The sequence below is a fragment of the Pseudomonas sp. LBUM1662 genome, from assembly GCF_059695915.1.
The window spans coordinates 45,842-63,804 of sequence record NZ_CP166793.1 but is presented as its reverse complement, the minus strand read 5'-3'; the positions used below and the strand labels follow the sequence as shown (position 1 = coordinate 63,804).

Annotated in this window: 15 protein-coding genes; 12 read left to right on the top strand and 3 right to left on the bottom strand. The window is 58.7% G+C overall.

Features of this window, described 5'->3' with window-relative positions:
• The first annotated feature begins 62 nt into the window (after nucleotides 1-62).
• Nucleotides 63-2,834, top strand: a complete 2,772-nt coding sequence (gene polA / locus ACA049_RS00290) for a DNA polymerase I (RefSeq protein ID WP_497332227.1) — start codon at nucleotides 63-65, stop codon at nucleotides 2,832-2,834.
• Between the two features lie 287 nt (nucleotides 2,835-3,121).
• Here polA and yihA read toward each other — a convergent pair whose 3' ends face one another.
• On the bottom strand, nucleotides 3,122-3,766 hold the full coding sequence (gene yihA / locus ACA049_RS00285) for a ribosome biogenesis GTP-binding protein YihA/YsxC (RefSeq protein ID WP_109627074.1): 645 nt from the start codon (nucleotides 3,764-3,766) through the stop codon (nucleotides 3,122-3,124).
• A gap of 191 nt (nucleotides 3,767-3,957) precedes the next feature.
• Here yihA and ACA049_RS00280 point away from each other — a divergent pair, with 191 nt between their 5' ends.
• From ACA049_RS00280 to ACA049_RS00250, 7 genes are all read left to right on the top strand, one after another.
• A complete protein-coding gene (locus ACA049_RS00280) occupies nucleotides 3,958-4,248 on the top strand; it encodes a c-type cytochrome (RefSeq protein WP_497332225.1) in 291 nt (96 codons plus the stop codon).
• 46 nt (nucleotides 4,249-4,294) lie between these two features.
• Nucleotides 4,295-4,906: a c-type cytochrome gene (locus ACA049_RS00275; protein WP_008076257.1), complete on the top strand. Its 612-nt coding sequence runs from the start codon at nucleotides 4,295-4,297 to the stop codon at nucleotides 4,904-4,906.
• Nucleotides 4,907-5,106: 200 nt separating this feature from the next.
• Nucleotides 5,107-5,748, top strand: a complete 642-nt coding sequence (locus ACA049_RS00270; protein WP_497332223.1) for a thiol:disulfide interchange protein DsbA/DsbL — start codon at nucleotides 5,107-5,109, stop codon at nucleotides 5,746-5,748.
• A gap of 14 nt (nucleotides 5,749-5,762) precedes the next feature.
• Nucleotides 5,763-6,638, top strand: coding sequence for an endonuclease/exonuclease/phosphatase family protein (locus ACA049_RS00265; protein ID WP_497332221.1), 876 nt, complete (start codon nucleotides 5,763-5,765; stop codon nucleotides 6,636-6,638).
• Nucleotides 6,639-8,651 (top strand): GGDEF domain-containing protein, encoded by a 2,013-nt coding sequence (locus ACA049_RS00260; RefSeq protein WP_497332219.1) that lies wholly within the window; start codon nucleotides 6,639-6,641, stop codon nucleotides 8,649-8,651.
• Between the two features lie 103 nt (nucleotides 8,652-8,754).
• A complete protein-coding gene (locus ACA049_RS00255; RefSeq protein ID WP_497337021.1) occupies nucleotides 8,755-9,534 on the top strand; it encodes an N-acetylmuramoyl-L-alanine amidase in 780 nt (259 codons plus the stop codon).
• Nucleotides 9,535-9,609: 75 nt separating this feature from the next.
• Nucleotides 9,610-11,223, top strand: coding sequence for an EAL domain-containing protein (locus tag ACA049_RS00250; RefSeq protein ID WP_094469814.1), 1,614 nt, complete (start codon nucleotides 9,610-9,612; stop codon nucleotides 11,221-11,223).
• Nucleotides 11,224-11,238: 15 nt separating this feature from the next.
• Here ACA049_RS00250 and ACA049_RS00245 read toward each other — a convergent pair whose 3' ends face one another.
• Nucleotides 11,239-13,026, bottom strand: a complete 1,788-nt coding sequence (locus tag ACA049_RS00245) for an ATP-binding protein (protein WP_497332217.1) — start codon at nucleotides 13,024-13,026, stop codon at nucleotides 11,239-11,241.
• A gap of 7 nt (nucleotides 13,027-13,033) precedes the next feature.
• Nucleotides 13,034-14,380, bottom strand: coding sequence for a sigma-54-dependent response regulator transcription factor AlgB (gene algB / locus ACA049_RS00240; protein ID WP_497332215.1), 1,347 nt, complete (start codon nucleotides 14,378-14,380; stop codon nucleotides 13,034-13,036).
• Between the two features lie 442 nt (nucleotides 14,381-14,822).
• Between algB and ACA049_RS00235 the strand changes: the two genes are divergently transcribed.
• From ACA049_RS00235 to gltP, 4 genes are all read left to right on the top strand, one after another.
• The gene (locus ACA049_RS00235; protein WP_497332213.1) at nucleotides 14,823-15,110 is read left to right on the top strand and encodes a hypothetical protein; all 288 of its coding nucleotides are present in this window, start codon (nucleotides 14,823-14,825) and stop codon (nucleotides 15,108-15,110) included.
• A gap of 82 nt (nucleotides 15,111-15,192) precedes the next feature.
• On the top strand, nucleotides 15,193-15,357 hold the full coding sequence (locus tag ACA049_RS00230; protein ID WP_003177151.1) for a DUF1328 domain-containing protein: 165 nt from the start codon (nucleotides 15,193-15,195) through the stop codon (nucleotides 15,355-15,357).
• A 2-nt stretch (nucleotides 15,358-15,359) separates the two neighbouring features.
• On the top strand, nucleotides 15,360-15,824 hold the full coding sequence (locus ACA049_RS00225) for an inhibitor of vertebrate lysozyme family protein (RefSeq protein WP_497332211.1): 465 nt from the start codon (nucleotides 15,360-15,362) through the stop codon (nucleotides 15,822-15,824).
• A 701-nt stretch (nucleotides 15,825-16,525) separates the two neighbouring features.
• Nucleotides 16,526-17,857 carry a glutamate/aspartate:proton symporter GltP gene (gene gltP, locus ACA049_RS00220; RefSeq protein WP_497332209.1) on the top strand — a complete coding sequence of 444 codons (1,332 nt, stop codon included), beginning with the start codon at nucleotides 16,526-16,528 and terminating at the stop codon, nucleotides 17,855-17,857.
• The last annotated feature ends 106 nt before the right edge of the window (nucleotides 17,858-17,963 follow it).

Sequence of the window (17,963 nt, the reverse complement as noted above, 5' to 3'; positions counted from 1 at the left end):
CCTTTGTCGTCAACGGTCCCGCTATTCTAGCGCCGGACCCGCCGAAAAGGTTGATCCTGCTCATGAGCCAAGCCCCCCTCGTCCTGGTGGACGGTTCTTCATACCTGTACCGCGCCTTTCACGCCCTGCCGCCGCTGACCACTTCCAGGGGTCTGCCGACCGGAGCAGTCAAAGGCGTGCTGAACATGCTCAAGAGTCTGCGCAAGCAGTACCCGGACAGTCCGTTTGCCGTGGTGTTCGACGCCAAGGGCGGGACGTTTCGCGATGACATGTACGCCGAATACAAGGCCAACCGTCCGAGCATGCCGGATGACATGCGCGTACAGATCGAACCGCTGCACCAGAGTGTGATCGCCCTCGGCTTCCCGCTGCTGTGCGTCGAAGGCGTCGAGGCCGATGACGTGATCGGCACCCTGGCCCGCAGCAGCGCCGCAGCGGATCGCCCGGTGGTGATCTCCACCGGCGACAAGGACATGGCGCAACTGGTCGACGGCCACATTACCTTGGTCAATACCATGACCGGTAGCGCGCTGGACGTGGAAGGCGTGAAGGAGAAATTCGGCGTCGCTCCCGAGCAGATCATCGATTACCTGGCACTGATGGGCGATTCTTCCGACAACATCCCGGGCGTTCCGGGCATTGGTCCCAAGACCGCTTCCGGCCTGCTGGTGGGCGTAAACGGTGGTTTGACCGAGCTGTATGCACAGCTCGACATCGTCCCGACCTTGCCGATTCGCGGCGCCAAGACCCTGCCGGCCAAGCTCGAAGAGCACAAGGAGATGGCATTCCTCTCCTATCAACTGGCGACCATCAAGATCGACGTGCCGCTGGACATCGGGCTCGACGACCTGCAAATGGGCCAGCCGGATCACGACAAACTCGCCGAGCTCTACACCCTGCTGGAATTCAAAAGCTGGTTCGAAGATAACCAGCGCGATGCCAAGCGCTCCGGCCAGGCAGTCAGCGCGCCGGTGGTTGAAGAAACCGCTGTCGAGACCGAACTCAAGTACACCACGATCCTGACCCAGGCCGATTTCGACCTGTGGCTGAAGAAGCTCAACGACGCCAAGCTGATTGCCTTCGACACCGAGACCACCGGCATCGATGCGCAGCAGGCGCAACTGGTCGGCCTGTCGTTTGCTGTACAGGCTAACGAAGCGGCCTACATCCCGCTGACCCATTCCTACATGGGCGTGCCGGATCAGCTCGATCGCGACACCGTGCTGCGCGCACTGAAACCGATTCTGGAAGACCCGAACAAGCTAAAGGTCGGCCAGCACGCCAAGTTCGACATGAACATCCTGGCCAACTGCGCCATTGGTGGCGATCAAAGCTGCGGCATCACCGTGCAGGGCATCGCGTTCGACACCATGCTCGAATCCTATGTGCTGGATTCCACCGCGACCCGCCACGACATGGACAGCCTGGCGCTCAAGTACCTGAATCACACCACCACCAGCTTCCAGGACATCGCCGGCAAGGGCGCCAAGCAGCTCACCTTTGACCAGATCTCACTGGAACTGGCCGGGCCTTACGCCGCCGAAGACGCCGACGTGACGCTGCGCCTGCATCAAACCTTGCAGGAAAAGCTCAATGCCATCCCGAGCCTGAGCAAAGTCCTGAACGAAATCGAAATGCCGTTGGTGCCGGTACTTGCCCGCATCGAACGCCAGGGCGCGTTGGTCGATGCCAACCTGCTGGGTATTCAAAGCGTTGAGCTGGGCGACAAAATGGTCGCGCTGGAGCGTGAGGCATTCGCCATCGCCGGTGAGGAATTCAACCTCGGCTCGCCGAAGCAATTGGGCGTGATCCTGTACGAAAAACTCGGCCTGCCGATCCTCAGCAAAACCGCCAAGGGCCAGGCGTCAACCGCCGAAGCGGTACTGGCGGAACTGGCCGAACAGGATTACCCGCTGCCCAAAGTGCTGATGCAGTACCGCTCGATGAGCAAGCTGAAGAGCACCTACACCGACCGTCTGCCGGAACAGATCAACCCGCGCACCGGGCGGATTCACACGTCATATCATCAGGCGGTCGCGGCGACCGGGCGTTTGTCGTCCAGCGATCCGAACCTGCAGAACATCCCGATCCGCACGGCCGAAGGGCGTCGGATTCGTCAGGCGTTCGTCGCGCCAAAAGGCTACAAACTGCTGGCGGCGGACTATTCGCAAATCGAACTGCGGATCATGGCGCACCTGGCCAAGGACGAAGGGTTGCTGCACGCGTTCCGCAATGACCTGGACGTGCACAAGGCCACCGCCGCTGAGGTATTCGGCGTTGAGCTGGCCGACGTCACCACCGATCAGCGTCGCAGCGCCAAGGCGATCAACTTCGGTTTGATCTACGGCATGAGCGCGTTTGGCCTGGCCAAGCAGATCGGCGTTGATCGCAAGCAATCCCAGGCGTACATCGACCGTTATTTTGCCCGCTACCCGGGTGTTCTGGAATACATGGAACGCACCCGCACCCAGGCGGCCGAGCAAGGTTTTGTCGAAACCATCTTCGGTCGTCGCCTGTACCTGCCGGAAATCAACGCGAAAAACCCGGCCCTGCGCAAAGGTGCCGAACGCACGGCGATCAACGCGCCGATGCAAGGCACGGCAGCGGACATCATCAAGAAAGCCATGGTAGCTGTGGATAACTGGCTGACCACCTCCGGCCTCGACGCCAAAGTCATCCTGCAGGTACACGATGAATTGGTGCTTGAGGTGCGCGAAGACCTGATCGACCAGGTTCGGGATGAAATTCGCGCGCACATGAGCGAAGCCGTGAAGCTGGATGTGCCGCTTTTGGTAGAGGTGGGCGTAGGCAACAACTGGGATGAGGCTCACTGAGCCGTCTGAACAGGGGCTTTTTGCTGCGGCATAGTGCCGCGGCAGAAAGGTCGAAGGGCTGTTATTTCGAAAAATGCTTGGGTTTATTCCGAATGGATTTTGAACCTCTCCGGAACTAAACCCGTGAACCGCCACTCAGAGTTACTGAATGGCTGGTGAAGCCCTTCGATGCTCCTATGTTGTGTTAAGTGTTGGCAGATATCTGGACCCCGCCCTAGCGGTCCGGAACTTGAACCCCGGAACTTCCCCCTCCCCATAAGAAGTCCGGGGTTTTTTTTGCCCGCGATTTATTGCTGGGCAACCTCGGAGCCCTTGTCCGCCAGCTCCATCCAGCCTGCCAGTACAGTGTAGGCGTCTTCCAGGCCCATGCGTTTTGGCGCCGAGAACAACTGGATGCTGATCGCATCACCCCATCCTTTGCGAATGTCTGTCTGAACCTTGAGCAGGACGTTTTTCGCCGCGCCGTAGGTCAGCTTGTCGGCTTTGGTCAGCAAAATGTGCATCGGCATGCCGCTGGCGACAGCCCAATCAAGCATCAACAGGTCGAAGTCGGTCATTGGATGACGGATGTCCATCATCAGAATCAGACCTTTCAAACTCTCGCGACCACCCAGATAAGCTTCCAGGTGACGCTGCCAGTGCAGCTTCAACGGGATAGGTACTTTCGCGTAACCGTAACCCGGGAGGTCGACCAGACGACGATCATCGTCTAGCTTGAAGAAGTTCAAGAGCTGCGTGCGACCCGGAGTTTTCGAGGTCCGCGCCAGGCTGGCGTGCGTCAAAGTGTTCAGCGCACTGGATTTACCGGCGTTGGAACGCCCGGCGAAAGCCACTTCAAAGCCTTCGTCGTCGGGACATTGGTCGACTTTGGCAGCGCTGAGCATGAAGGTGGACTGTTGGCACAGGCCGAGGATGGGGTTCTTGAGTTGCATGGGATTTCCGATGTGGGCGGCGCCGGGAATGGACGCGGCAAGCGGTGTCGTTTCCGTTTCAGTGACGCCAGTATATAATGCCGCAGATTTTGTGTGCGCTTTGTCCCAGCGTAGGATGAAGTTCACGAGAGCGATTGACCTTGATTGCGCATTAGAACGCAGAACGCTCTCAACCCTGAAAAGGTCGTTTTATGACGAAATGGCTGCTAGCTGCCGGTGTCTTGATGCCGCTTTACAGCGCTCAGGCTACACAGGATCCGGAAGCTGTGTACAACCGTGTTTGTGGTGCCTGTCATTCCGGCCAACTACCCATGGCGCCCAAAAAGGGCGATCAGGAAGCTTGGAAGCCGAGGTTGGCGAAAGGTATGGAGACGCTGGTGCAACACGTGACCCAGGGTTTCAAGGCGATGCCGCCGCGTGGTTTGTGCATGGACTGCAGTGCCGAGGATTACCAGGCCATCATCCACTGGATGAGCGAGTGATCCCGGTCCATAACTCTTTAACCCTTAGCCGTAGTTGGATTAGCTGATGAACAAATTGATCGTGAGTCTGCTGTTGACCGTGGGGATCTCCGGCATTGCCCATGCTGCAGGTGATGCAACAGCTGGCCAGGCGAAAGCCGCAGTTTGTGGCGCCTGTCATGGCCCGGATGGCAACAGCATGGCGCCTAACTTTCCGAAACTGGCAGGCCAGGGCGAGCGTTATCTGAACAAGCAGTTGCACGACATCAAGTCCGGCAAACGCACCGTTCTGGAAATGACCGGCCTGCTGACCAACCTGAGCGATCAGGACCTAGCTGATATTTCCGCCTACTTCGCCAGCCAGAAAGGCAGCGTTGGCGCCGCCGACCCGAAAGTCGTGGCTCGCGGTGAAGCATTGTTCCGTGGCGGCGACCTGGCCAAGGGCTTGCCAGCCTGCACCGGTTGCCACTCGCCTAACGGCACCGGCAACGCGGCAGCCGGCTTCCCGCACCTGGGTGGCCAGCACGCCCAGTACGTCGGCAAGCAACTGACCGACTTCAGGAAGGAAGAAGGTGGCCGGACCAACGACGGCGACACCAAGCCGATGCAGAGCATTGCCAAAAAGCTGAGCGACGAAGATATCGCCGCGGTCTCCAGCTACATTCAGGGACTGCACTAAGACCGGCGAACGGGGCGTCGCGCGGGAAGTACATCTCCTGCAACGTTAACGCTCTATTAATCCGTCGCAGCAAGTATAAAAAGGGTGGCTCAGGCCGCCCTTTTTTGTGGCCGCTGCCGTTACACTACAGAACTCAAGCCCGCCAGGACCTGTCTGAAAACAGGTCGCGCGAGGCGACCAAAATTGTCCAGGAGTAAAGCATGCGTAATCTGATCATCAGCGCCGCACTCGTCGCTGCCAGCCTGTTCGGCATGACTGCCCAAGCCGCCGAAGCACCCGCCGCCCCTTTTGTCGAACTGAGCAATCCGGTTCCGGTCGCCGTGCCTGGCAAGATCGAAGTCGTGGAGCTGTTCTGGTACGGCTGCCCGCATTGCTACGCGTTTGAGCCGGTGATCAACCCTTGGGTCGAAAAACTGCCTTCCGACGTGAACTTCGTCCGTATCCCTGCCATGTTTGGCGGCCCATGGGATGCACACGGCCAGATGTTCCTGACCCTTGAAGCCATGGGCGTCGAGAACAAGGTCCACGCTGCGGTGTTCAACGCGATTCAGAAAGAACACAAGAAGCTGGTCGACAAGAATGAAATGGCCGACTTCCTCGCGACTCAAGGCGTAGACAAGGACAAGTTCCTGGCGACTTTCGACTCCTTCGCCATCAAGGGCCAGATCAACAAAGCCAAAGAACTGGCCAAGAAATATGAAATCTCCGGCGTTCCAACCATGATCGTCAACGGCAAGTATCGCTTTGACGTGGGTTCTGCCGGCGGCGCCGAACAAGCACTGCAACTGGCCGATAAACTGGTCGACAAAGAGCGAGCGGCTAACAAGGCTGCTGCCAACTAAGCGCGGGGCCTGCCATGCGCCGCTGGGGAACTGAACGCGTCGTTGGTCTGCATGATCCGCGGATCAACGAACATCACCTGGAATCGACGGGCTTGCCCGCAGACAGCCGTCTGCGTCTGCTCAGTTTCAACATCCAGGTCGGCATCAGTACCGAGCGCTATCGGCACTACCTGACCCGGGGCTGGCAGCATCTGCTGCCACACACCGGGCGTGCCGACAATCTGCAAAAGATCGGCAACCTGTTGGGCGACTTCGATCTGGTCGCCTTGCAGGAAGCCGATGGCGGTAGCCTGCGATCAGGCTACGTCAATCAGGTTGAACACCTGGCGCAACTCGGCGCCTTCCCCTACTGGTATCAACAACTCAATCGCAATCTCGGTCGCCTCGGCCAGCACAGCAATGGCGTGCTCAGCCGCCTGCGCCCATGGGCGATTGAAGATCATCCGCTGCCGGGGCCCAAGGGTCGCGGTGCCATTCTCGTGCGTTTCGGCGAAGGTCCGGAAGCGCTGGTGGTGGTGATGATGCACCTGGCGCTGGGCGCTCGCGCCCGCAGCATGCAACTGGCTTATATCCGCGAGTTGATCGGTGGATACAAACACCAGGTGCTGATGGGCGACATGAACACCCACGCCAGTGATCTGCTGCAAAACTCCCCGTTGCGTGACCTCGGCCTGCTCGCGCCGCAACTGGAAGCGACTTTCCCCAGCTGGCGCCCGCAGCGCTGCCTGGACCATATTCTGCTCAGCCCCACGCTGACCCTTGAAAAGGTCGAAGTGCTGGCACAACCGATTTCAGATCACCTGCCCGTCGCGGTAGAGATTCGTCTGCCGGGTTCGCTCACGGCCGATGCGTTCCCCGCGTTGAGTCCTGCCCCTTCGCGGATCCCATGAATGAGCGACGAAACACAGCGTTGGAAAGAGAAATACCTCAAAAGTATCGAACAACAGGAAAAGCTCGAACGTCGGTGGGATGCCCGGCTCGACTTGCTGCGTCGTGGGCTGGTGCGCAGCACCCTGGCCGCAGAAGGCACCGATCGCGCTGTTGATCTGTGCATGAAGGAGATGCGCGAAGTCGTGCGCACCGACGACATGGACGCCGGCCTGGCCGCCCTGCTTCCGCGCCTGGAAAAAGCCGTACTCGATTCCGAGCAGCGCCGGGAAACCCGGATCAATCAGACCAGCGCCGCACTGACTGCGTTGGTGACTCAGCTGCAAACGCTGCCGCTGCCTCGCGAAGTCAGCCGGCCGCTGAAGAACTTTGCCAAACAACTGGATGGCCGAGTCAGTCAGGCCCGTGAGATTCCGTTGCTGCTCAGCGAACTGAGCGGCTTGCAAGGCAAAGCCTTGCGCCAACTGGATACCCCGGCAGAACCTGATCGTCCCGGCTTTCTGCAGCGACTGTTCGGTAACCGGGAAGCGGATGAGGCCTTGCCGCAGATCGCCGCGCCTGCGGTACAAGCAGCGCCCCAGCAAACTGTCGAACCCATTACCGAGGCCCCGCCTGTAGCGGCTGATCTCGCGCCCACGGTCGAGCTGCCGCCAGTCGTACAGCCAACGGTCATCGACGTTCAACCCGCCGCTGTAACACCTGATTCACTGGAAATACACGCCACGCAACCCGCCCCTGTCGTGGTGGCGTTTGTCCCGCCTGTACTTCAGACAGAGACTCCGTCTGCGCCAATCGTTGAGCCTCTGTCGAACATCGAACAACCGGCAGAACCTGTGCTTGCGGACATTACGCCAGCCGAGCAGGCGCACCAAGCAATCAATCCGGACGAATTGACTCCGGTGATCATTGAGGCAGAGCACCCCGAGCCAGAGGATGCTCTCTACGCCCTGCCCGATTCACCCGAGCCGTCCTACAGCTCTGTCGCCAAGCACATCGAAGACACGCTCTTGGGCCTGCTCGATGACCTGACGTTGCCCGAGCGCCATCGCCCGCAAGCGGAAGCGATGCGTGATCGCCTGCAAAACGGGTTGAACTGGTACGAATTGATCCCGATCCTCGACGATCTGGCGACGTTGATGCTGGCGATCACAGACAGCGGTCAGCACGAGTTCGAAGCCTACCTGCAGCAACTCAATGAACGTCTTGAATCGTTCCAGAGCAACTTGCAAGCAGCCAGCGACGGCCATGCCGACAACCGCTCTGCGGCGCGCGAGATGGATACGCAGATTCGCGAGCAAGTCGACGGCCTGCAAAGCAGCATGCAGGAAGCGGCGGACCTGGACGACCTCAAGCATGTTCTGGAGAACCATCTCGAAGGCCTGCTCGGCACCATGGATCAACACCAGAAGCAGCGCGACGAACGAGAGCAGGAAGTCGCGGCTCGACTGCAAAGCCTTGCCGAGCGTGTGGCGCACATGGAACAGGAAGCGCTGGGCTATCGGGAACACCTTGAAGAACAGCGGCAGAAAGCCTTGATCGACCCCCTCACCAGTCTGCCGAATCGAGCAGCCTGGAGTGAACGGCTGGAACACGAAGTCCGCCACTGGCAGCAGCACGGCAACACCCTGTTGCTGGCGATGCTCGATCTCGACCATTTCAAACGCATCAACGATAACTACGGCCACCTGGCGGGTGACAAGGTGCTGAAGATCATCGCCAGCGTGCTGCGCAAACGCCTGCGCGGTTCGGATTTCATTGCGCGGTTTGGAGGCGAGGAGTTTGTCTTGCTGATGCCCGACACATCTTTGGCAAATGGCGCAAAACTGCTGGAAACCTTGCGCGCATCCATCGAGGCCTGCCCTTTCCACTTTAAGGGTGAGCGGGTGACCATCACCATTTCCATGGGTTTCACGGCATTCAAATCCGGCGAACACAGCGACTTGGTGCTTAAAAGAGCCGATCAGGCGCTGTACCGTGCGAAAAATGCCGGTCGCAACCGCGTCGAGGCTGGCTGACAGCCAATTGTTCCATTTTATTTAAAACAGCGCTTTAGCCCTCTACGCGCAAGTCAGTACGTTACACTGTTGCATTACTGTCTTGCGTGTACTGCCTCCTGCCATGAAATGTCTTGCTCTCATTATGTCGCTGCTCCTGTTGGCCGGTTGTGCCAGCGGCCCGCGGATCGACACCAGCCACCCTTCAGCCAATCACGACAGTCGTATTCAGTTCGTGGTGGTGCATTACACCTCCGCTTCGCTCGAGCGCTCGCTGCAATTGCTCACCCACGGCGAGGTCAGCAGTCATTACCTGATTGGCGACGACAAAGGCGCCACCATCTATAAGCTGATGGATGAAAATCTTCGGTCGTGGCACGCAGGCGAAAGCGAATGGCAAGGCCGGACCTGGCTGAACTCAAGCTCCATCGGCATCGAGATCGTCAATCCTGGCTTCAAGGACACGCCGACGGGCCGCCTCTGGTACCCGTACAGTGAAGATCAGGTTCAGTCGCTGATCTTCCTGCTCAAGGACATCAGCAAGCGTTACAACATCAACCCGCGCTCCATCATCGGCCATAGCGACATCGCGCCGCTGCGCAAGCTCGATCCCGGCCCGCTGTTCCCCTGGAAACGCCTGGCCGGCGAAGGCATAGGCGTCTGGCCAAACGAGCAGGCGGTCGCACATCAGCAAGCCCAGTTCGCAGCAGAACTGCCGAGCATCAGTTGGTATCAGGGACAGCTGGCCAGACTGGGTTATGCCACGCCACAAACGGGCGAGCTTGATGTCGCCACGCGCCATGTACTGGCGGCCTTTCAAATGCATTTCCGCCCGACTCGATTCGATGGCACTCCCGACGCCCAGACGGCGGCGCTCCTGCAAGTATTGAATCAGACAAAATAATGACGCCCGCCCGACGGTAAGGGCTTTTTCTCAATCAGCAGCTATAACTCATTGGTAATTCTTCGGATATCCACAATGACTGTAGCTCGAGAGACGCTTCGTAGCTGGTTCTATCGCCCCTGGTTTTTGGCGATGCTGGCTGCCGCCTTGAGCGCAACGTTATTGATGGCCGCCAGCCTGTTTTTAGCGATGCATCAGGTTGAACAGAGGGAAAGCCAGGAAATGAATGCCCAGGGCGAGCGTTTCCTCGCCCGACTGGAGCAGTTATTCGGGCAGCTACGTGAAAGCCTCGACGATCTGGAAGCCCAACCCCTGCGTGGCTGCGATGATGAAATGATCGCGACTTTGCAACAGGTCAGCTTCAATTACCGCTTCGTTTACGAAGCCGCCTACATGGATGCCTCGCGGATCTGCTCGAATCGCCCTCGCCAGGAGGGGCTGTCGCTGAGTCGACCGCCAGACATCAAGGGGCCCACCTACAGCTATTGGCTGAACACCACCACCGAACCTGATGAAAACCGCGCGGCGCTGATGCTTGGACGCGGCAACTTTCGGGTCGCAACCTCTCGCGGGCATTTGACCGACATGGTCGATCTGTCCCCGGGAAGCAGCCTGCTGGTGGTGCTCTCCCATGGCACCCGTGCGATTCCTGTCCTCGGAGCCGCACAAGTTTGGCCACCCACAGAATTCTGGCCCCTGGAAAGCCGCGATGCGCTGCAAGTGACGCAAACCCGCTTGATTTACCGGATGCCCACCAACAATCCCGAATACCAATTAGTGTTGATCACTCCGCGCACGAACATGCATGTACCGGCAGTTTGGTGGTGGCTGCTGCCGGCCAGTCTGGCACTAGGCATCCTGGTCGGATTCATGGTGTTTCTGTTGGTGCGCCAGCGTCAGTCACTGGACGCTGAACTGAACGGCGCCATCCGACGAGGCGAATTGCAGGTGTTGTATCAGCCGATCTTCGACCTCGACAGCCGCAACTGTGTCGGGGCCGAAGCCTTGCTGCGCTGGCGAAGGCCGGACGGCACGCTGACCAGCCCCGACCTGTTTATCCCGATGGCGGAAAACACCGGCCAGATCCGCCAGATGACCGACTTCGTATTACAGCGACTCCTCGAACAACTAGGGCAACTGCTACGCGCCAATCCGCAGTTGTACATTTCCGTCAACCTTGCAGCGTGCGATGTAATGGTGCCGCGTATCGGCCAGGTGATGGCACGCCTGCTGACCTTGCACCGGGTCGCGGCAAAGCAGATTGCCTTTGAGGTGACTGAGCGGGGCTTGATCGATGTGGTGGTGGCCAGGGAAAACCTGCAAGCCTTGCGCGATGTCGGGCATCAGGTGCTGATCGATGATTTCGGCACGGGCTATTGCAGCCTCGCCTACCTGCAAACCCTGCCGGTGGACTGCCTGAAAATCGACAAGGCGTTCATTGATGCACTGGGCCATGATGCCGCCAGCAGCGGCGTGGCACCGCACATCATTCACATGGCCCAGGCCCTGCAACTCAGGGTGATTGCCGAGGGCATAGAACATGAAGCCCAAGCGGCATTTCTGAGCAGCGAAGGGGTGAAGTACGGCCAGGGCTGGCTGTTCGCCCATGCATTGAGCGCCGTGCAATTCATCGAGCTGATTACCCGTGGTCGCCGGCGGAACAATCGACGCCTGGACGATGAAGCCTGAGAAGACTGCAGCGCTCTAAACCGCCAGCGCCATGTAGAACTGCGTCCCCTGCCCCGGCCGCGAATAAACGCCCATCCGTCCGCCATGCAACTGCACGATTTCCTTGCACAGCGCCAAACCAAGTCCGGCACCGCCCTTCTTGCGACCGACCTGAACAAAGGGCTCGAAGATCCGCCCCTGCTGGCCGTAAGCGATGCCTTCACCGTTGTCTTCCACGCTGATAATCACCCTCTCGCCGTGGCGCCGCGCCTGCAAACGTATCAGTCCATCCTGGGCGGTATGGCGCAACGCGTTATCGATCAGGTTATCAAGCACCCGGTCCAATTGCGCCTGGTCGGCCTGCAACCTGGGTAAAGGCCCCTGCACTTCCACCTCCAACTCGATGCCCCTCAACGTCGCAGCCCCGGCAAATCGCGCCTGAGCCTGCTCCAGCAACTCTTCAATGGAGCAAGGCGCCAGCGTGAGTTTCTGCAGCCCGTTCTGGTAGCGCGAGAAATTCAGCAGGTCGTTGATCAGTTGCATCAAGCGCTGCATTTCTTCATTCACGGTGTCCAGCAAGTCGGCTTCGCGGGACTCCTCAGGAAATTTCGCCCGCTCGCGGAACAGGCCGAAGGCCATGTGCATTCCGGTCACCGGGGTGCGCAGCTCATGGGAGGCGCGCAAGACAAACTCGCTGCGCACCCGTTCGAATGCACGCTGTTCCGTGACGTCATGCAGCACCATCACGGCGCCAAGAATGTGGCCCTGCGTATGGCTGACCGGGGTCAGGCTGTAGGTCAGCAATCTCGACTCACCGTCGACTTCGATGCTCAGGTCTTCCGGTGCCCGCTCCAGGGTTCCGCCGCGCAGCACCAGTTGCAGCTGCTCATCCAGCTCGGGACGATCGAGCGCTGTGCCCAACCCCTGACCGAGTCGATCGGTGTCCCAACCCAACTGACGCTGGGCCACCGGGTTGAGGTGCTCCAGTTGGCCATCGCGGTCGATCATCAGCAACCCGTCGTCGATGCTGTCGAGGACCGCCTGCAAACGTTGCTGGCCGGCGAGCAGTTCGTCGATGTTCATCGCCTGGTGCTCACGCAGCGCCTGCGCCATGATGCCGAAGCGCTTGGTCAGCTGGTTCATCTCCTCGGCCGAGGAAACCGGCAGGGTCACTTCGAAATTACCTTGGCCGATGTCGTCAGCCGCCTGGACCAAGGCTTCGATCGGAGCGCCAAACCGCCGGGCAATCGCATGGGCGGTCATGAAACCGATGATCAACACCGCCAACCCTACCAACCCGAGCAGCCCGGCAATCAGCAAAGCGCGCTCCCGAGCCTGGCGCTCGGTGGTGTTGATGTTATCCAGTGCGCGCTTTTGTTCAGAGACCAGACCGCTGCGCAAAATATTGAATTTTTCCGCCAGCGCCTCGTTGCCGCTTAATGCAGGCGTCGCCGCTTGTGTTTGATCATAGACCTGCAGAAAGTCGAGGTAGTCAGCCTTGGCCTGCTTGAAGCCATAACCGCCGTTGCTGGATTGCTGAAGCGTGATGCCTTCTTCAAGCAACTCGAGGTAGTGCTGCCTGGAGGCCTGGAACGCTGCGGGGTCGGGTTTTTCATCGATCATGATCATGAGCTGATCGCCCAGGGTCTGGCGCAACTTCAACCCCAGGTCCAGCGAGACAAAGTTGTTGCGAACCAGCACTTCCTGGGTGCCGGCCATCTGCATCACGCTGACCAGCCCGAGCAAGAGCCCGAGCAGTGCCACGGTAATCAGTGCCGAAATACTCAGAAACAGCCGAGTACGCAGCTTCATCGCCAGTTTCATTGCGGGCTCACAGGTTGTACTGCTTGCGTTTGCGGTACAGGGTCGAGGCATCGATGCCGAGTGTCTTTGCCGCCTGATCCAGTGTATCCGCGGTGGCCAGGACCGCGCCGATGTGGGCTTTCTCCAGCTCGTCCAAGCTCAGCGCTGCGCCAATACGCGGCGCATTGTTGGCCGGGGTTTCGGCCATGCCCAAATGACTGATCTCGACCCGCTCCTGTGGACAGATAATGCTCGCCCTCTCCACCACGTTACGCAGTTCGCGGATGTTGCCGGGCCAGCGGTAACCCAGCAACGCTTCACGGGCTTCATCGCTGAAGCCCCGTGCCGGACGTGCGTACTCTTTAACGAAGCGAGCCAGGAAACGGTCGGCCAGGTTCAGGATGTCTTCCCGGCGCTCGCGCAGTGGCGGCAAGTGCAAGGTGATGACGTTCAGGCGATAGAGCAGGTCCTCACGGAAACGGCCGTCGCGCACCATGTCTTCGAGGTTCAGGTTGGTCGCCGCAAGGATTCGCACATCGGCGCGACGGGTCACCGGGTCACCCACGCGCTCGTATTCCTTGTCCTGGATGAAACGCAGTAACTTGGGTTGCAACGTCAGGGGAAAATCGCCGATCTCGTCGAGAAACAACGTACCGCCATCTGCCTGATTGACGCGCCCCAACGTGCTTTCGCTGGCGCCAGTGAACGCGCCTCGGCTGTGGCCGAAGAGTTCACTTTCCATCAATTCTGCCGTCAGCGACGGGCAGTTGATGGTGACGCAGGATTTTTTCTGGCGCTTGCTCCAACCGTGAATTGCCTGGGAGAGCTCACCTTTACCAGTACCGGATTCGCCAAGGATCAGAATGTTGGCGTCAGTGCCGGCGACCTGGCGTGCGGTTTCGAGCACCACTTTCATGGCCGGGCTATGAGAGTCCAGACCGTCCTTGGGTTTGCGCACTTCGCCTTCAAGGGCTTCAAGGCGGGCCGAGAGCTGCCGAACTTCCAGCTGCTTGGCGGTGGCCAGGCGCAACTGGTCGGGGCTGCACGGTTTGACGAGGTAGTCGGCGGCACCCGCCTGGATCGCATCCACGGCGGTGTCGACAGCCGAGTGGGCGGTGACGATCACCACCCGCATCCAAGGAGCCTGAATGCGCATCTGGGCCAGCACATCCAGGCCATTGTCTTCACCCAGGCGCAGATCGAGGAAGCACAGATCGAACACCTGACGTTGCAGCAAAGCATCGGCCTGCGCCGCGCTGTTCGCGGTGGCCACGCTATAGCCTTCGTCTTCGAGGCAATAACGGAAGGTTCGCAGAATGGCGGATTCATCATCCACCAGCAGAATGCGGCCTTGATGCTCAGTGGCTGATTCCATGTTCCCGCGCTCCTTTAAATGAATGATCTTGGTTTAGTCCCGGAAAAATCGGGCAAGTTGCATGGTTGATTCTGATCCATTCCAGCCATGGCAGGGTAGCTCTCTACTCATCCATTAGCTAATGGGCTGATTTTGCTGGTTTTTTAGCTAAAAACCGCTTTTGAGGCAATGACCCACGTCCCTTTCTGACATCTGCGCCCTCCTCTCAATTCAAAAATAATCAAAGTTCCCGGGAATTGATCGTGCAATACGCATGACCCTGCGCGCCCCATCGTGCAGGATGCGTCCGCGATGATTTTCACACCAAAACTAACTTATTGATTTTAAACGGTTTTTTACTATCAAAAAGCTGGCATGCAGGCTGCAATAGCTAGGGTAATCAGGGCCATTTTGAATCGACGCCCTCTAACAAGATCACCACCAGGGTGGGAGGAGTTTCAGGATGAATCGCCAACGTGTCGCCCCATTGCGCATCTCGCCGTTGCATATCCAGCAAGGCCTGTTTGGCGTCCTGGCGCTGTTGATCACGCTGATCGCAGGCCAGCAGTTCCTGCTTTGGGAACAGAGCCAGCAGCCGGAAGCGCCGCACGTGTCGATTCACCGTGCAACCCAGACCCATTTCAGCGCTGTCAGCAGCAATCAGGCTGACCTCGCCCCGATGCGAATGATGGACGTCGACCAGGCTCAGCCTGTGGATGAGATGCCTCGTCAGGAACGTTGGGTGTTCTGAGCAACCGAACTTGGCGCGCTCGATGCGCCGGGAAAAGCACCACAAGCTGCACCTCTAATATAGAAGCGTAAGGAGAATCACCATGTTGAGCTGGGCAATCACATTCTTGATCATTGCCATCATCGCCGCCGTACTGGGCTTCGGTGGTATCGCGGGCACCGCCACGGGTATCGCCAAGATTCTCTTTGTCGTGTTCCTGGTGATGTTCATTGCTTCGTTCTTCTTTGGCCGTCGCGGTCGAGGCTGAATATGAGCGTTTGGGTAAAGACATTGGCAGCCGCCCTGCTTCTGGGCGGTAGTGCCATGGCGATAGCGGCCAATGATGGCCAGACGCGGGTTAGCGAATTGTTGAATTCGGACCCGCAGTACCGTGAGACCTGGACTAAAGTCGTCAAGAAGGAAGAACGACTGCCGGAATGGGTGATGAACCTGTCCGGCGCCTCCGAGCAAATGAATGCTGTCGAAGAGGATGGCGACAAGTATCTGGTCGGGCCGCTTTGCGAAACGCAACCGTCGTGCCTGAACAAGCGCTTGATCGTGGCCGTAAGCTTCGACAAAAAGGACGCGTACGCCATGCTGGTCGAAGTGCCCGCAGGACTGCCGGCCGACAAGTCGCCAACGCGACATGCCGACTACCGCTTCCTCGGCAAACCCGACCAGGGCATGCAGGATCTGTTGATGGAACAGCTCAAGAAAGATCCGAACTGGTACTGAGTTTGAAACACGAAAGGAGCAGCATCGCTTCTTTCCAGTGCGCCACCCGATGAAGGCAGGCGCATCATGACCAAGGGGTCGGGACGTTCTGCCTGCTTCAGGGGCGGAGTGACCTACGGGCACATGGAGTGTCTGCGCAAGGGCCGGGTCAGGTAATAAAGCTGCGACGCAAGTTCGCCAGCCCGAGTGGCTCGACGGACTTGCGAAGAGCTTCAACGTGCAAAACGTTGATCTAGAGCAGTTCGCTCATTCCCCTCTGCTGCATATTCCCCGCAAAACCGTTTCGCGGTGTTTCTTCACGACCGTATATCGAGAAACCTTCGACTTTCGGCTGAGGAGTTTTCGCTGTCAAACGTAGGCTTTTTCCGAAATTTCGTCATGAATTCAACTGTTTAAAAAACAACCAACCTCCTCTGAAATGGCCGGTTCACGGCACTTATGCCTGCCGAAATGTCGTATTCGAACCGGTTGGGACGCGAGTTTCAATTAAAAAAGCTCATGCCGATTCGGCATAGGGTAGGCGTTTACGGCATTAGACGTCGCTTCCTTGCATCGGAATAGTTGCGCCTTTTTTCGCCTGCCAGAGAGCCGAAACAAAGCGCTCCGGGGCACCTTATACGGGGGCCGATGCACAGACTTTTTCGCCACAAGCGTTCCAGTTCTTGCATTCGCCTGAGTCAAACGCAAGTAAGGGTAAAGATATGAAGAAGGCAAAGCTCAGCCTCGCCTGGCAGATCCTCATCGGTCTGGTTCTGGGGATAGCAATCGGTGCGCTGCTCAACCATTTCAGCGCCGAAAAAGCCTGGTGGATCAGCAACGTCCTGCAACCGGCAGGCGATATCTTTATCCGTCTGATCAAGATGATCGTGATCCCGATCGTCATCTCCTCGCTGATCGTCGGCATCGCCGGTGTAGGTGATGCGAAGAAACTCGGGCGTATCGGCCTCAAGACCATCATTTACTTCGAGATCGTCACCACCATCGCCATCGTGGTCGGTCTGGTGCTGGCCAACGTGTTCCATCCGGGCACCGGCATCGACATGAGCACCCTGGGTACCGTGGATATTTCCAAGTACCAGGCGACGGCGGCCGAGGTTCAGCATGAACACGCGTTCATCGAAACCATCCTCAACCTGATCCCGTCGAACATCTTCGCGGCCATGGCTCGCGGCGAAATGCTGCCGATCATCTTCTTCTCCGTGTTGTTCGGTCTCGGCCTGTCGAGCCTGCAATCGGACCTGCGCGAGCCGCTGGTGAAGATGTTCCAGGGCGTCTCGGAAAGCATGTTCAAAGTCACCCACATGATCATGAACTACGCCCCGATCGGCGTATTCGCACTGATCGCGGTGACCGTGGCCAACTTCGGCTTCGCCTCGCTGGTGCCGCTGGCCAAACTGGTGATCCTGGTTTATGTCGCCATCGCTTTCTTCGCCTTTGTCGTCCTCGGCCTGATTGCCAAGTTGTTCGGCTTCTCGGTGCTCAAGCTGATGCGCATCTTCAAGGATGAGCTGGTACTGGCTTACTCCACCGCCAGCTCCGAAACCGTGCTGCCGCGCGTGATCGAGAAGATGGAAGCCTACGGTGCGCCGAAAGCGATTTGCAGCTTTGTGGTGCCAACCGGTTACTCGTTCAACCTCGACGGTTCGACCCTGTACCAAAGCATCGCGGCCATCTTCATTGCCCAGCTGTACGGCATCGACCTGTCGATCAGTCAGCAATTGCTGCTGGTATTGACCCTGATGGTCACCTCCAAAGGCATCGCCGGCGTACCAGGCGTGTCCTTCGTGGTGCTGCTGGCCACCTTGGGCAGCGTCGGTATTCCGCTGGAAGGCCTGGCGTTCATCGCCGGTGTCGACCGCATCATGGACATGGCGCGTACCGCATTGAACGTGATCGGTAATGCCCTGGCCGTGCTGGTTATCTCCCGTTGGGAAGGCATGTACGACGACGCCAAGGGCCAGCGCTACTGGAACTCGCTGCCGCACTGGCGCAGCAAGGAAAAATTGCCGGCCGGTGAAATTTCCAAGGGCTGATGTGTTGCCCTTGTAGGAGCGAGGCTTGCCCGCGAAGAGGCAGGAACATTCAACATCTATGTTGATTGACACACCGCCTTCGCGGGCAAGCCTCGCTCCTACAGGA

Coding starts and splice junctions, on each gene's coding strand:
- polA (WP_497332227.1), top strand. CDS start 63: ATGAGCCAAGCCCCCCTCGTCCTGGTGGACGGTTCTTCATACCTGTAC.
- yihA (WP_109627074.1), bottom strand. CDS start 3,766: ATGCAACTCAAGAACCCCATCCTCGGCCTGTGCCAACAGTCCACCTTC.
- ACA049_RS00280 (WP_497332225.1), top strand. CDS start 3,958: ATGACGAAATGGCTGCTAGCTGCCGGTGTCTTGATGCCGCTTTACAGC.
- ACA049_RS00275 (WP_008076257.1), top strand. CDS start 4,295: ATGAACAAATTGATCGTGAGTCTGCTGTTGACCGTGGGGATCTCCGGC.
- ACA049_RS00270 (WP_497332223.1), top strand. CDS start 5,107: ATGCGTAATCTGATCATCAGCGCCGCACTCGTCGCTGCCAGCCTGTTC.
- ACA049_RS00265 (WP_497332221.1), top strand. CDS start 5,763: ATGCGCCGCTGGGGAACTGAACGCGTCGTTGGTCTGCATGATCCGCGG.
- ACA049_RS00260 (WP_497332219.1), top strand. CDS start 6,639: ATGAGCGACGAAACACAGCGTTGGAAAGAGAAATACCTCAAAAGTATC.
- ACA049_RS00255 (WP_497337021.1), top strand. CDS start 8,755: ATGAAATGTCTTGCTCTCATTATGTCGCTGCTCCTGTTGGCCGGTTGT.
- ACA049_RS00250 (WP_094469814.1), top strand. CDS start 9,610: ATGACTGTAGCTCGAGAGACGCTTCGTAGCTGGTTCTATCGCCCCTGG.
- ACA049_RS00245 (WP_497332217.1), bottom strand. CDS start 13,026: ATGAAACTGGCGATGAAGCTGCGTACTCGGCTGTTTCTGAGTATTTCG.
- algB (WP_497332215.1), bottom strand. CDS start 14,380: ATGGAATCAGCCACTGAGCATCAAGGCCGCATTCTGCTGGTGGATGAT.
- ACA049_RS00235 (WP_497332213.1), top strand. CDS start 14,823: ATGAATCGCCAACGTGTCGCCCCATTGCGCATCTCGCCGTTGCATATC.
- ACA049_RS00230 (WP_003177151.1), top strand. CDS start 15,193: ATGTTGAGCTGGGCAATCACATTCTTGATCATTGCCATCATCGCCGCC.
- ACA049_RS00225 (WP_497332211.1), top strand. CDS start 15,360: ATGAGCGTTTGGGTAAAGACATTGGCAGCCGCCCTGCTTCTGGGCGGT.
- gltP (WP_497332209.1), top strand. CDS start 16,526: ATGAAGAAGGCAAAGCTCAGCCTCGCCTGGCAGATCCTCATCGGTCTG.